The sequence below is a fragment of the Paenibacillus sp. FSL R5-0475 genome (genome assembly GCF_038004585.1).
Classification (GTDB): domain Bacteria; phylum Bacillota; class Bacilli; order Paenibacillales; family Paenibacillaceae; genus Paenibacillus_AQ.
Genome location: NZ_JBBORK010000001.1, coordinates 1,500,533 through 1,514,095, shown reverse-complemented (window position 1 = coordinate 1,514,095; position 13,563 = coordinate 1,500,533). Strand labels below are relative to the sequence as shown.

Annotated in this window: 13 protein-coding genes; 2 read left to right on the top strand and 11 right to left on the bottom strand. The window is 43.5% G+C overall.

What is annotated here, in order from left to right; translation table 11 throughout:
• The 3 genes from MKX41_RS06680 to MKX41_RS06670 form a co-directional block, all read right to left on the bottom strand.
• On the bottom strand, window positions 1–696 hold the full coding sequence (locus MKX41_RS06680) for an HAD family hydrolase (RefSeq protein WP_076286380.1): 696 nt from the start codon (window positions 694–696) through the stop codon (window positions 1–3).
• Between the two features lie 78 nt (window positions 697–774).
• A complete protein-coding gene (locus tag MKX41_RS06675; RefSeq protein WP_076286381.1) occupies window positions 775–1,821 on the bottom strand; it encodes a Gfo/Idh/MocA family protein in 1,047 nt (348 codons plus the stop codon).
• Between the two features lie 18 nt (window positions 1,822–1,839).
• On the bottom strand, window positions 1,840–2,727 hold the full coding sequence (locus MKX41_RS06670; RefSeq protein ID WP_076286382.1) for a sugar phosphate isomerase/epimerase family protein: 888 nt from the start codon (window positions 2,725–2,727) through the stop codon (window positions 1,840–1,842).
• Window positions 2,728–2,850: 123 nt separating this feature from the next.
• Between MKX41_RS06670 and MKX41_RS06665 the strand changes: the two genes are divergently transcribed.
• Window positions 2,851–3,735: a helix-turn-helix domain-containing protein gene (locus MKX41_RS06665; RefSeq protein WP_042187825.1), complete on the top strand. Its 885-nt coding sequence runs from the start codon at window positions 2,851–2,853 to the stop codon at window positions 3,733–3,735.
• A gap of 64 nt (window positions 3,736–3,799) precedes the next feature.
• Here MKX41_RS06665 and MKX41_RS06660 read toward each other — a convergent pair whose 3' ends face one another.
• The 6 genes from MKX41_RS06660 to MKX41_RS06635 all read right to left on the bottom strand — a co-directional run bounded on the left by MKX41_RS06660 (window position 3,800) and on the right by MKX41_RS06635 (window position 9,847).
• Window positions 3,800–4,627: a hypothetical protein gene (locus tag MKX41_RS06660; protein ID WP_340969212.1), complete on the bottom strand. Its 828-nt coding sequence runs from the start codon at window positions 4,625–4,627 to the stop codon at window positions 3,800–3,802.
• Between the two features lie 75 nt (window positions 4,628–4,702).
• Entirely contained in the window at window positions 4,703–5,806 is a 1,104-nt protein-coding gene (locus MKX41_RS06655; protein ID WP_340969211.1) for a Gfo/Idh/MocA family protein, read from the bottom strand.
• A 20-nt stretch (window positions 5,807–5,826) separates the two neighbouring features.
• Window positions 5,827–6,549, bottom strand: a complete 723-nt coding sequence (locus MKX41_RS06650; RefSeq protein WP_340969210.1) for a ThuA domain-containing protein — start codon at window positions 6,547–6,549, stop codon at window positions 5,827–5,829.
• 49 nt (window positions 6,550–6,598) lie between these two features.
• Window positions 6,599–7,759, bottom strand: a complete 1,161-nt coding sequence (locus MKX41_RS06645; protein ID WP_076298912.1) for a Gfo/Idh/MocA family protein — start codon at window positions 7,757–7,759, stop codon at window positions 6,599–6,601.
• A gap of 1 nt (window position 7,760) precedes the next feature.
• Complete coding sequence (locus MKX41_RS06640; RefSeq protein ID WP_340969208.1) at window positions 7,761–8,861, bottom strand: LacI family DNA-binding transcriptional regulator; 1,101 nt, start codon at window positions 8,859–8,861, stop codon at window positions 7,761–7,763.
• A gap of 110 nt (window positions 8,862–8,971) precedes the next feature.
• Window positions 8,972–9,847: a LysR family transcriptional regulator gene (locus tag MKX41_RS06635; RefSeq protein ID WP_042187813.1), complete on the bottom strand. Its 876-nt coding sequence runs from the start codon at window positions 9,845–9,847 to the stop codon at window positions 8,972–8,974.
• Window positions 9,848–9,976: 129 nt separating this feature from the next.
• Here MKX41_RS06635 and MKX41_RS06630 point away from each other — a divergent pair, with 129 nt between their 5' ends.
• Window positions 9,977–10,870 carry a DMT family transporter gene (locus MKX41_RS06630; protein WP_042187811.1) on the top strand — a complete coding sequence of 298 codons (894 nt, stop codon included), beginning with the start codon at window positions 9,977–9,979 and terminating at the stop codon, window positions 10,868–10,870.
• A gap of 84 nt (window positions 10,871–10,954) precedes the next feature.
• On the opposite strand, the gene MKX41_RS06625 is transcribed toward MKX41_RS06630, so the two are convergent.
• Together MKX41_RS06625 and MKX41_RS06620 are read right to left on the bottom strand one after the other, a co-directional pair.
• Window positions 10,955–12,454, bottom strand: a complete 1,500-nt coding sequence (locus tag MKX41_RS06625; RefSeq protein WP_042187809.1) for a DHA2 family efflux MFS transporter permease subunit — start codon at window positions 12,452–12,454, stop codon at window positions 10,955–10,957.
• A gap of 244 nt (window positions 12,455–12,698) precedes the next feature.
• Window positions 12,699–13,448, bottom strand: a complete 750-nt coding sequence (locus tag MKX41_RS06620) for a stalk domain-containing protein (RefSeq protein ID WP_340969204.1) — start codon at window positions 13,446–13,448, stop codon at window positions 12,699–12,701.
• Window positions 13,449–13,563: the final 115 nt, after the last annotated feature.

Genomic DNA, 13,563 nt, shown 5'->3' with positions numbered 1-13,563 from the left:
CTACAACCCCACTACATCTTTAAGCTCCAGAAGAGAACTAATCATATAGTTAGGCTTGAGGTCTTTAGGAACCTCTATATTCTGGCGATTGTAATAGCAGAAGTCAATGTCAGAATTCACAGCACCATGGTAATCATCTTGTAAAGAATCCCCAACGAACAGCACTTCATGATTGCTTAGCTGTAGATCTATTAAAGACATTTCAAAAATCCTTTTATCAGGTTTTCGGATGCCTACCTCATCAGAGATCATTATGGATTTGAATATTTCATAGATCTTACCGGCTTGCAGTCTTTTTCTTTGTGCCTCACTGATCCCATTGGTGATAATCCCCAGAGCATACTTATCTTTAAATGAAGTTAAGATCTGTTCCGCTCCTTCTTCAAAATAACAGGAATTGCAAAAATAATCCCAATAAGTATCTGACAGTTTGCTATGAAAAAGCTGATCCTGTTTAAGGGTGTCTCTAAAAGAATACCTCAATACCTCTCCTATAGTCTTCACCTCACCACCACCCACAAAGTTCATCCAATGGCGAAAATTATGACCTGAAAACTCTCCATAAAATAAAGACCACGCCTCAATATCTTCTACGAAGAGATTATGATCGTTACAGGTTCTTTTCATCGCTTCGATTTCACAAGCACTATAATTTATTAATGTATTATCTAGATCAAATATAATGGCTTTGTACATAATATCCTCCCCGAATAATGTTCTTATCTATCATAACATGAACATTAAAGTTTGGATAAAATTAACAAAAGGTTTTCATCACTCTGAGGTACTCATGAACTCTACTAGATCAATTTTCTGACCTGTTTTAGCACTTTCCAGCGCTCCAAATACCATTGCCATACTATACCGATTATCTCTACAATTTGTCTCTGCTGGACGCTCTTCTGCTAGTGAAAGGAACATTTCCTCCAAACATCCTTGATGGAAGGTTTTGTCCATATTAACAGCTTCTCCATTTACACGCTCTACATCACGAATAAATTTATCACTCTGATCTCCTGATACGACTACCTCTGCATATGGCATCTCATGACCATCCCAAATCGCAGTTCCTTTTTCCCCATTCAGACGCCAAGCTGCTTCCCAAGAGGTAGAGGCACCTTCTGCACACCAAGACCCCTGATAAGTAAATACAGATCCGTCCGACATCTCAAAGATACACACTGCCGACGCATTCCCCTTATACCATGATCCGGGAGGATTAAACTCCTGACAGTAAACGGAAATCGGATTGGCTCCACTAATAAATCGGGCCTGATCAAAGGTATGAATCGCCATATCCAGCAGCAGAGGACTTTCCATGACATCACGGAACCCTCCGAAATGAGCGCCGAGGAAAAAGCTAGAACTGATGTATCCTACTCTACCAATGGTGTCAGACTCGATTAAGTTGCGCAAAGAACGAATACGAGGGTCATAACGTCGGTTCTGCATCACAGCATGGGCATTTCCGGTTCTTTCAGAGATCTCAACAATCTTAGTGCACTCTTCCATAGTCTCGGCCAGTGGCTTCTCACTAAACACATTACATCCGAGTTCTAATGCAGTGCTAGAAATGCTGTAATGGCTTCCTGGAACTGTAACGTCAAACACAAGATTAGCTTCAGTCGCCTGAATTGCTTCTTTAATGTCAGTAAACGTCAGACAAGAAATCTCATGCTTTGCCGCCATCGCTTGTGCTGACTCCAATCGTATATCTATAAGTGCAACAATCTGAGTATCTGAACGTGATAAAGCGTATTCAATCCAGGCGTTAGCCATTCCTCCGCAACCTGCAACCGCTACACGGTACTGTGCTGTCATCATTCTCCCCCTCTACGGTTACAGCGGATTAGGTACAAAGCTACCGCCCCGGCATTGTTTTAAATAATTTAAAGCATGTACTTGTCCCATCATTTCCAGCTCATCCCGATAAACAGGATCATGCCAGCCTTCAATATCAATCGTACCTTTATAACCTGCCTGACGCAAAATAGAAATAACATCAGTCCAGTTCGTATCTCCAAAGCCGGGAGTACGGTGCCATACATAAGGATTGGGGCCATGAATTCCATATTCTTTTACGATATCCCAAGCGATGGTGGCATCCTTACCATGTACATGGAAGATCTTATCTGTCCATTTACGAAGCTGCGGAATCGGATCAATTAATTGGACCATCTGATGACATGGCTCCCATTCGAGTCCTATATTATCAGCAGGCACAGCATTGAACATCTTCTCCCAAGCTAATGGATTGTGAGCAATATTCCAGTCACCTGATCCCCAGTCTCCACCCATGGAACAGTTCTCGAAGGCAATTCGCAAACCGCGATCCGCTGCTCTTTTGGACAACTCTCCAAACACCTCGGTGAACTTCGGAATAGATTCATCAATGGATACCCCTGGTAACCTTCCTGTAAAACCTGATACCATATCCGTTCCGAACAAATGAGCATGATCAATCAGTCGCTCCCAGCTCGCGATTGCATCGGAATTATCACCAGTATTCGTCAATGGATTGCCGAAGATCCCAACAGATGAGATCACGAAGTCATGTTCTGCTGCAAGCTCTTGCACACGCTTTCCAGTTTCCACGAGATCTGTTTTCCCTGTAGTTTGCCAGAAGGTTAAGCTAAAAGATTCAAATCCATGTCCTACTATTTGTGGAATCACTCTTACAGCGTCGCCGCCGCCTACTAATGTTCCAATTCGCATTGTATCCTTCATCTTGTGACCACTCCAATATTGGTTTATAGTATGTGCTATAACCCGAGTATATACTGCTTCTGAGCTTAAAACTCTTATTATCTTGTGTTTATATAGTCGTATCTTGTGGGAGTTGAGTGATTTATGAGTTACCCTAATGATCTTAAAGAATATCCTCAATTAGAAGAAAAAACGTATCCATTCCGATTATTTTTTAATGAATGCAAGAACGCAAAGATCGGTCAGAATATCCTGTATTTACACTGGCACGAGCATTTCGAAATCATCATTATGCAAGAAGGCAGCGCCATTTTTCACATAGACAGCAAGCCCTATGAACTGCATGCCGGAGAGGTATTGTTTGTTCCCTCTGGAGGATTGCATGTTGGGTACAGTCTGCGGGATGATCATGTTCGTTTTATCTCTGTCGTATTCCATAGTTCTTTGTTTAAGGATTGGAAGCAGGATCCTCAGCATGAGCAGTTTGTAATCCCTTATTTAGAGAATCGTTATCAGCTGCCGGTCAAACCTGCAGAGCTTGTTCCGACCTGCTCCACATATTTTTCTCTTCTGGATACCATCGTTGATGAAGTACTGCAGAAGGGACCTGCTTTTCAACTGGTCATCAAGAATCAACTGCATTTACTCTTTGTGCTGCTCTCTCGCACCTTTCTACCTGAACAAGTATCCGGTAGAACGAATGAGCGGCACTCCTTTAATCGCGAACGTTTTAAGCCACTTCTAGAGTACATGGAGAATCATTTCGATGACAAAATGACCGTAGAAAGCGCCGCAAGATCCGTAAATCTAAATCCATATCATTTCTGCAAAACCTTTAAGAAGCTAACAGGTCGAACCTTCATCGATTATGTTAATCTTTGCCGAGTAAATGAAGCAGAGCGATTGCTGCTCGAGACCAATTTTACAGTGACTGAGATTGCAGGTAGAGTCGGCTGCGACAATCCCAATTATTTTACCAAGCTGTACAAGCAGTACAAAGGGATCACCCCTTCAGGGGTTCGAAAATAGGCGATTCTCTCTATTCACGAAAAATAGCACCGTTTGCCTCTCCTAAACGGTGCTGGCTATTGGATTATTCCGTAGCATTAAGCTGTAACCTCCGCACACTTGCAAGCGCGGGAAAAGATTCATCCACCATACCGGTACTCCATAGCTCAACCTGCTGGCCAACCTTCAAATCCTTAAAGCTAATCGATTCTCCAGCTTCATTAAACAATGTTGACTTCTGATTGAATGAGAACCAGTAAGAGGGATCTTCCATGCCAGGTTCAAGGATGAGAATCCGCTTCGCCTGTTTGGTATCGATATCTACGATTTGACCTATTACATGTGGTTCGCCTAGCTCTGAAATGTCGTAGGTCAACATATCCGGAGCGATCCATTTTTCTATCTCAAGTATGGCCGTGTCAGCATAATCAGATGGAATTGTGATCGTTACTTTATTACCAATCGTGTCCACACCGGAACCGTATAGATTAAGCTTCTGGTAGAGTTCTTGCTTATGCAAAAGTTCTTGTGAAGCTAATAACTCTTGCATCGAATATTTAACATCATGGAGCTCATAAGTACCTGCCGCGAAAGTCTGAGCAAACCGCTGCTCAATCTGCGAGTTCAAACCCACTATATTGATATGAACCTTATTATCCTGTAGATAGATATCTCCGTTAGGAATCTTCTGAGCGGATAGGAAAGCTTTAATCGCTTCAGGATCACTGGAGTAAAGTACTTTTTCAGCTTTAGGATCTTCTATTCCAGCGCTCGCAGTAGGCAAGATATCTGGAGTTGCAGTAATTGCAGCAGCTGGAGCCGGCTCCTTATTCGATTGTTGATCTTCTGAACAACCAATTATGAAAAGAATAACAACTGAAATCCATATCCAGCCACCAAGCCTCTTACGCATCCTTGTCACTCCCTCACTCTTTATCTTCTCAAACTGAGATTGGAAGTGATAGGTTGCAGATTCAGAATGAATTCTCTAATCTAATGTGTAAGGAGCGAGTCCAATCGGAAGAGCTTCAGGACGGGTGCAGGTACTCTTCATTTCGTAGAATGAATGAGCATCTGAAGAATCATGGAATGCCCACATCACTTCTAGTACATGATAAGCCAATTCTCCACTGGCACGGTGCTTTCTTCCCGTCCGAATGGCATAAGCCATATCCGCTGGACCAATTCCGCGCGTATTTTGATCATATCCAGATAACAGCGTTTGCTCTGTCCATTCATTCTCACCCATGAGCCGGAATTTCACCGGACCGCCAAAGTTATTAGGATCCGGCACTTGAATCGTTCCAAGTGTTCCGTAGATTTCTATATGTGGCAGGTTACTGCCGCCAAAGATATCAAAGCTTGTAATCAGCGTTGCAATGGCTCCATTCTCAAATCTTAATGTTCCGGCAACGTGAGTTGGAATTTGAACAGGAATTTTATTACCCGATTTCTTCTCACTTGTAATCGTGCGTTCGACTAGCGCTTTACCAGTCATCCCGCTAACCGTACGAATTGGACCCAATAACTGCACCAATGCTGTCAAATAGTATGGTCCCATATCGAACATTGGACCTCCACCAGCGGCATAATAGAATTCTGGATCTGGATGCCAATGCTCATGTCCACGACCCATCATAAACGAGGTGGCTGCAACGGGCTGACCAATTACACCCTCATCGATCAATTTGAGCGCCGTCTGAATGCCGGTTCCAAGGAATGTTTCCGGTGCGCTACCCACAAGCACGCCTTTTTCTCGTGCCGCAGACAGAACTTGGCGTCCTTCTTCTCTTGTCACTGCTAGTGGCTTCTCAACGTACACATGTTTACCCGCTTCGATAGCTTTCAAGCATACATCCGCATGAACAGCTGGAATCGTCAGGTTGATAACGATCTCTATCTCCGGATCATTCAGTAATTGCTCTGTGGTGTAAACGCTTGGAATATTGTATTTATCGGCTTGTTCCTTCGCTCTCTCCAAGTCCAAGTCCGCACATGCAACTAGATCAAGAATCTCGAACTTCTGACAGTTCTCCATATATATGCTACTGATTTTACCGCATCCGATAATTCCTACTTTGACTTTATCCATTCGTTGATCGCTCCCAGAGATTATTGACTGTCTGCCATTCCGCTATAGCTAATACTAACCGCTGAAATTTGGGATTGTGCGCGAACTTTACCTTCGGCAGCCCATAGCAGTCCTCTGCGCATCATTTCCTTTACCTGTGGCATAGCTACAATATCGGCATGATGTCCGAGTGAATTATAATACACTCTGCCATGACCCCACCGCTTGGTCCAGGCTACTGGCATATCCACGGCTTTGTTGAAAGAATGTGGGCCTTCAACAACTGGAAAACGAGTCGTTGCAAGTACTTCTACAGCTGGATCTACATGCAGATAATATTGCTCTGAACAAACGGTGAAGTCTTCTAATCCTTCTACGAGAGGACTTGAGCTTTGGCAAATCTCTACGGTGTAGTTCACACCATCATTGCCGGGATGAGCTACCCATTGCCCCCCGGTCATAAACTGCCAATCCACATTATTTCGGAAAGAATCACACATCCCGCCATGGCAACCCGCAAGTCCCGTTCCATTCTGAACAGCTGCCGAGACATTATTCACAAGATTCTGTTCGATTGTACCCATCGTCCATACCGGAACGATCAAATCTAGTTCAAGAAGCTTCTCCGCATCGGCAAAAGCCTCAAGTGTATTCGATACCTCAACTTCAAATTGTTCCTCTTGCAGTACCTTAGCGAATATATCAGCTACCTGTTCAGGCTCATGACCATCCCAACCGCCCCATACTATCAATGCTTTTCTCATCTTTCGCACTCCTTCTAATAGAGATTGTTCAAACACGCATTTTTGTTGATTACATCTCAGAGATATCGACCCACCGGCGCTGTTCAATAGAGCGTTCTACCGCTTCTAACACAGCTTGGCATTTCACTCCATCATGGAAATTAGGTACAGGCTGACGTCCTTCTTCAATCGCGTTAGAAAGCTCCAACATTTCGTGAATAAACGTATGTTCAAAACCAATTGTATGACCCGGCGGCCACCAAGCCTCCGCATATTCATGAGCTGGGTCCGTTGCTAGCACACGCCGAAAGCCCTGAACATCCTCTGTATCTGAGGTTAAATAAACCTCGAGTTCATTCATTCGCTCGAAATCAAATTTCACACTTCCAAGGCTTCCGTTGATCTCAAAAGAATTGGTAGAGCGATGACCTGCTGCGAATCTTGTAGCTTCAAAACTACCTAAGGCACCGTTATCAAAACGGGCTAAAAACAATGTGGCATCATCTACAGTTACCTTGCCCTTAGGAGCATCCTTATCCCCTTTGGCACTTAATCCGGTCATTTCAGCAGCAAGTGGACGTTCTTTAATGAAGGTCTCACTCATACCGATTACTTCCTTCACATCACCTACTAAGAAATGTGCCAGATCAATGAGATGCGCACCCAAGTCACCATGTGAGCCTGAACCCGCAATCTCCTTCTGCAATCTCCACACTAACGGGAACTCCGGATCAATAATCCAGTCTTGTAGAAACCAAGCCCGAAAATGATAGATCTTCCCAAGCCGCCCGCTCTCTACTAGCTTCTTAGCAAGTCTAACCGCCGGTGAAAAGCGATAATTAAAACCAACCATATGTGTAACCCCTGCATCTTCAGCGGCTTGCAGCATTTCACGGGAATCCGCCAAGGTCAGTGCGAGTGGTTTTTCACAAAAAATATGTTTACCAGCTTTGGCTGCTGCTAGAGCAATCTCCTTATGTGCATTACTAGGGGCATTTATATCAATAAGATCGATATCCTCACGAGCGATTAGATCTTTCCAATCCGTAACACAATCCGACCATCCTAATTGAGTGCCAGCCTCTGCAAGCGCTTCAGCATTCCGTCCACAAATCACAGACATCTCAGGTTTAAGCGCTTTCGGGAAAAACATTGGCAAACTGCGATAAGCATTACTGTGCGCCTTACCCATAAATTTATAACCGATCATTCCAATGCGAAGCTGTTTCATCTTATTCCTCCTCAGATTTCTTAGATTTAGATGAAGCTCGTATTACTAGTTCAGTCGGTAATTTAATCTGGATGATTTGGGAGGGGGGTGATATTTCTGAGCGACTATTCCCGTGCAATTCTAATACCTTAGATACAGCAATTTCTCCTAGCTCATAAAAGGGAACACGCACACTGCTTAAGGCTGGTGTAGTAAGCTCAGCAGCATCTGAATCATCATAACCCACCATGGCTGGGATGCGATCTCTTGGGATGCCTAGTTCCTGTAGGCCTTGCTGCAATCCAATGGCCATTCGATCATTGGCCGCTACAATGGCATCAATCTCATTCAGCAGAGGCAACATCTTCTTGGCAGCAATAGCACCGCTTTTACGACTGAAGTTACCTTCGAATAGAAGTGATTCATCTAAAGGAAGGTTAGAATCCTCCAAAGCGCGCAAATAACCAGTTAAACGATCTCGGCTGTTCGAATAAGATGCTGGCCCGTTTAGAAAGGCAATCCTCGTAAAGCCCTGATCCAGTAAGTGCCTGACCGCTTGCCAGCTTCCTTCGACATGATCAGCATCCACCTCGTGAAAAGCCTCTCCTTCAAAATGCTGATTAATCAGGCAAAACGGATGACCTTCCTCCTTCAAACGTCGAAGTGAGGCTAGCTCACCTGGATCCTCTTTGGCACCGAGTACAATACAAGCATCAATCTTCCGCATCTTAAACAATTCGTTATAGTCCACTCTCTCTTCGGCATTTCGAAACAGCATTAACAGATCATAACCCTCTTCTCGCGCCTTACTCCCAATTCCACTTAATATTTCTGAAAAATAATAAGTGGAGAACAAGCGTGCATTTGGCAAATAAGGCATTACTACACCAAGGTGCCCACTTCTTCTACGAGCAAAGCTCTGCGCGAGTGAACTAGGGGTATATCCCAGCTTGAGCGCAGCTGCCAACACACGTTCCTTCGTTTCTTCCTTGAGCGGGCCTACGTTGTTTAACACGCGGGAGACTGTGGCTTCTGAGACTCCGGCAAGCTCGGCAACCTCTTTACGGCTGGCGATAAAAACCCCTCCTACGAAAGCGCATTCAATAAATGTACGCGCGTACATTCTCTCATGAACAAAGTCCCTCGTCAACCCTTATTTTGGATATTCATTCATAATAAAACCCCTGAATTAATCAGGGGTTTTGCTCATTCTAAACGGTGTATTCTTAGGGTTCAGGGATGCCCCATCAACCACGCTTGTACATGCTTTAGGAACTTTTTAGTGGCGGGAGATGCGTATTTCATAGAATGTACAGCGATTCCAAGTGATCTGAAACTACGTTCTTCCAATTCAAGCATCGTTACATTATAATTCTGACGGGTTAATACAAGCTCTGGCAAAATACTAATTCCGAGTCCCTTCTCCACCATGGCCATAATGGCATAATCATCACCTGCTGAGAACTTAATATTCGGTTTGATGCCCGCCTTATCCAGTACACGCCTAACATCATAATCTGAACCTGCCTTCGGGATGATGAAATCCTCTTTAGCAATTTGGGATAAGGAGAGAAAAGGTTCTGCACTAAGCGGATTTTCTTTGGATACGATTCCTAACATCCGGTCCTTTTTTAAGGGAATCACTTCGAACTTCTCACGCGTAGGCAGAGAAATAAAACCACAGTCAACGACTCCAGCCTCGATCCATTGTTCAACCTCTAAATAACCACCTTCCATCAACCTGATTTCGATATAGGGGTATTCACTGCGAAATTGCTTAATCATTCCTGGCAGCCAATGCACGGATACACTGGTGAATGTACCGATGGTAATGGTCCCGACCTCTAGCCCATGTATATCTGCTACTTCCTGCTTCAATTTTTCATTCCACTTCAGAATTTCACGGATAGGCTGTAGTACTTGCTCCCCGTTTACCGTCAATTTAACGCCAGATCTATTTCTAATTAATAACGTGAAACCAAACTCCATCTCCAAGCTACTAATCGTGTGGCTAATTCCAGATTGCGTAAAGCCCAGTACATCTGCTGCTTTTGTTAAGCTACCTAGCTCTACAACTTTTAGAAAAATCTCATACTTATTGATGCTCAACCTCTATCCCTCACCTTTTTAATTTACATAAGTTTTACTCATGTATCCTATGATAAACATTCAGTTACCTTATGTATAGAGCCGTATTATACTAAATTGAGTTGAAAATGAAGAAGGATGGATGACGAGATGAAACCGCTCAAAGCTGAGCTGATGCTGTTAGTTGTAACATTATTTTGGGGTTCCTCCTACATATTTATGAAAATGGGGTTAGGCACGTTAGGCGAATTCAATCTGATTGCACTCCGCTTCGGACTTGCTTTTATATTAGCCACAGTGATCTTCCACAAACGTTTACGAAAAGTTGACATCAAAACATTGAAATATGGTGCTCTACTCGGATTCTTACTCCTCGGCGTGTTCACATGTATAACGTTCGGACTGAAGACTACGACAACCTCCAACGCTGGATTTTTAGTAGCCTTGACGGTCATATTTGTACCGATAATAGATCGTATACTTTTCAAAAAAAGAGTTGCACCTCCGCAAGTCTTTGGCTCCGTACTCGCTATAGCTGGCATTGGACTTCTTACATTAAATGCTACCTTAAAAATTGGACCAGGTGACTTCCTCTGTATTCTTTCGGCGGTGTTCTATGCGGTACAGATCTTATTTACAGGCAAGGCTGTAAAAGAGTGTGATTCACTGAATATTGGAATCTTACAGTTGGGTTTTGCCGGAGGGTTTGCTCTAGTGTTATCTGCGCTATTCGAGACACCTTCGCTTCCTTCGACCTTACCAGCATGGATTGCGATCCTCGCACTTGGGATTCTCTGTAGTGCCTGTGGCTTCATCCTACAACCCATTGCTCAAAAATATACTTCACCTACACGCACCGGACTGATCTTCTCCCTTGAGCCGGTATTCGCCGCGTTGTTTGGCTATTGGTTCGCCGCTGAAAAGCTATCGATACAAGGATATGCTGGTGCAGCTCTTGTTCTACTAGGCATTGTAGCATCGGAGCTACTCGGTAAAGTTACATTCAGCCCTAGGTGGGCTCAGAAGAAACCAGAACATCTATAGGATGATTTTCTCATACAAAAAAGGCGTCGTTAGCTATACAAGCTGAACGACGCCTTTTTTTATTATCTAAGATTATCGTATAAATTAATGTCCCATCATCATTGCTGCATCTGCTTTCTGACTCTCTTCGGAGGAGGAATCATTCGAGGAAAGCTTTGGTTTGCGCAGGATAATACTCATAAGTACACCGACTACAGCTATACAACCAGATAGAAAAAATACATCATCAAAACCTAGAACTGCTGCCGATAAAGGATTACTTCCTGCTTTCAATGCTCCCATATGCACAGTGATTTGACTTGTCAGATAACCCGTCAAGCCTGCTACGGCAAAGGCCACAACCACCTGCTGTGCCGCTGCTGTAAGCGATGTGACCCGGCTCACCAATTCACGCGGTGCGGCATTTAGAACATGTGTATTGAGTGGCATCATCGCTATACCCATCCCAAATCCTAATAAAGCAAGATACATCATAATGGTGTTTAGACTTGTAGTCATCGAAATCCCAGACAGTAGGAATAGGGTAACTGTAATGATGCTCAGACCCACAAAAGCCAGCGGTCGTGCCCCTATCTTATCAAACAATTTACCACCAAGCGGCATGCCGATTACACAAGCTAAAGCTTGCGGAAGCAGAATCAGCCCCGTCTCTAGTGGTGTATAAGCCCGAATCTGCTGTAAGTATAGCGGCACGAACAGCATGGAACCAAACAGTGCGGCTTGCATGACCCATGTTAAAATAATGCCGCGGGTGAAATCTGAGGAGCGAAAGACGCGCAGATCCAGCAAAGGCTGTTTATGCCGCAGCTCAACGATTATAAATAGAATCAGTGCAACGCCCCCAACAGATAATCCAAGGATTGCTGGAGTCGATGACCAACTATTCGACCCGCCTTCATTTACTCCATAAGCTAGCATGGAAAACGCAATCGGTGCCAGTATAATGCCAAGTATGTCGAGGTTGCCTTTACCGATCTTCTCCGTCTTGGGCAAATACTTAACACCAAGAATAATACCAACAATCCCAATCGGCACGTTAATCAGGAAGATCCAATGCCAGCTAACATATTCAACAAGCCATCCGGACAATATCGGGCCAAGTGCAGGTGCAAGCAGCATGGGAATCCCAAGCATGCCCATAATCGATCCTCTTCGTTCTGCTGGAGCTAACTTAAACACCATAGCCATCCCAATAGGAGCTACCATCCCCCCACCAAGTCCTTGGATCACACGAAAAATAACAAGCTGCGAAGAAGTTTGAGCCACAGAACATAACATGGAGCCGAGAATGAACAACGTGAGCGTCACCAGAAACACTTGTTTAGAACCGAAGCGATCTGTCATCCAGCCTGCGAGCGGTATTACAGCAGCTAAAGCTAACGTGTAGCCTGTAATCGCCCACTGAATCGTTTTTAAATCTGAAGAAAAATAGTCCACCAGTTTGGGTATAGCCACATTCACGACGGTTCCATCCAGAATAACCATAATCATTCCGACGATAATAGCAAGAAGCGGGGGAAGGATCGCTCTTAGCGAGAAGGGCCGTTCTTCTGTCGGGCTACTCTGAGTAATTGATTTTGTCATCCAGTACTCCACTCTTTTCTCTAATTTAGTTAAATGCTTTAACAATTATTTCAAATTTTAATTTACCTTCGATGAATGTGAAAGTCAACAAATAAAACCCTTTTTTACAATAAAAATACATTGCAATCTCAGTATGTTTATTGAAACACAAAAAAGGCTATGCATGGCTCCAAGAAGAAATCTCTTCTTAAGGGACGCACACATAGCCTGTTGTTCTAAACCTAAATCTTTATTATTCTCAAGATTAAATGGAAGGAAGGTTTCCTTTTAATTCAACAATCTTACCAGACTTATTGAGAACAAACTCAAGGGACGCATCCGTTACAGCAAAGCCAAGTACACATTGTATTGACATTTGATCTTCTTTTTGAATACTTTCAGTAGACTTTATCCCATGGTAAGTACCAGCTCGTGCAGTAAAATCAGCCCAATATTTCTGTAAACCCGTAGTGGAAAGCGAACGCTTCATTTCATCACTAAAGAATCGATTCTCTAACTCTTGAAATTGCCCAGTGCTCAGCAGTCCCGCTATCACACTTGCTGTAACCTCGGGCGCATAAACTTCCACTAGATTAGCTTCAGCATTATAAGAGGTTACCAGTCCTACACTAGTGAAAAAAGAGAGCGGAACATATAAGTGTTCCTTCCTAAACACAACATTATCCTTAAAGTCTCTTTTCTCTTTATCATTAATGGTAATATAGTCGTTTCCTACTTTATATTCAATCTTTTGTTTGACTCCGTTTAATGTAATGGTGTCCGTACTTTTTTGATAAGTGGTTTGATATTTCAAGACGCTAGATGCCTCTCTAAGAGGTAGCATGACCGTAGAACCGTTAGGATACGCTGAATATTGATCTGATTTCAGAACCTGACCATTCAAAACCACCTTTACTTCACTAGCATCTGCCCAAGCCGTATAAGAGGTAGTTCCTCCAAATCCATTTACCAATAACAGTACACTTAACACTACAACAACCGCGATTTTGTTCATCCGTTCGAAACCTCCCTTTTTTTGACTATTAGTATTATGTGCGTTTCCAGCATCTGCTAATCCTAATGGTAGTAAAGCTCAACAAAAAAAGTGAATCGCTTCTTACATGGACATT

Bases quoted from the DNA above. Each gene is read 5' to 3' on its own strand.
- MKX41_RS06660 (WP_340969212.1), bottom strand. From the start codon at position 4,627: ATGCGTAAGAGGCTTGGTGGCTGGATATGGATTTCAGTTGTTATTCTT.
- MKX41_RS06650 (WP_340969210.1), bottom strand. From the start codon at position 6,549: ATGAGAAAAGCATTGATAGTATGGGGCGGTTGGGATGGTCATGAGCCT.
- MKX41_RS06670 (WP_076286382.1), bottom strand. From the start codon at position 2,727: ATGAAGGATACAATGCGAATTGGAACATTAGTAGGCGGCGGCGACGCT.
- MKX41_RS06680 (WP_076286380.1), bottom strand. From the start codon at position 696: ATGTACAAAGCCATTATATTTGATCTAGATAATACATTAATAAATTAT.
- MKX41_RS06645 (WP_076298912.1), bottom strand. From the start codon at position 7,759: ATGAAACAGCTTCGCATTGGAATGATCGGTTATAAATTTATGGGTAAG.
- MKX41_RS06665 (WP_042187825.1), top strand. From the start codon at position 2,851: ATGAGTTACCCTAATGATCTTAAAGAATATCCTCAATTAGAAGAAAAA.
- MKX41_RS06640 (WP_340969208.1), bottom strand. From the start codon at position 8,861: ATGTACGCGCGTACATTTATTGAATGCGCTTTCGTAGGAGGGGTTTTT.
- MKX41_RS06625 (WP_042187809.1), bottom strand. From the start codon at position 12,454: ATGACAAAATCAATTACTCAGAGTAGCCCGACAGAAGAACGGCCCTTC.
- MKX41_RS06655 (WP_340969211.1), bottom strand. From the start codon at position 5,806: ATGGATAAAGTCAAAGTAGGAATTATCGGATGCGGTAAAATCAGTAGC.
- MKX41_RS06630 (WP_042187811.1), top strand. From the start codon at position 9,977: ATGAAACCGCTCAAAGCTGAGCTGATGCTGTTAGTTGTAACATTATTT.
- MKX41_RS06675 (WP_076286381.1), bottom strand. From the start codon at position 1,821: ATGACAGCACAGTACCGTGTAGCGGTTGCAGGTTGCGGAGGAATGGCT.
- MKX41_RS06620 (WP_340969204.1), bottom strand. From the start codon at position 13,448: ATGAACAAAATCGCGGTTGTTGTAGTGTTAAGTGTACTGTTATTGGTA.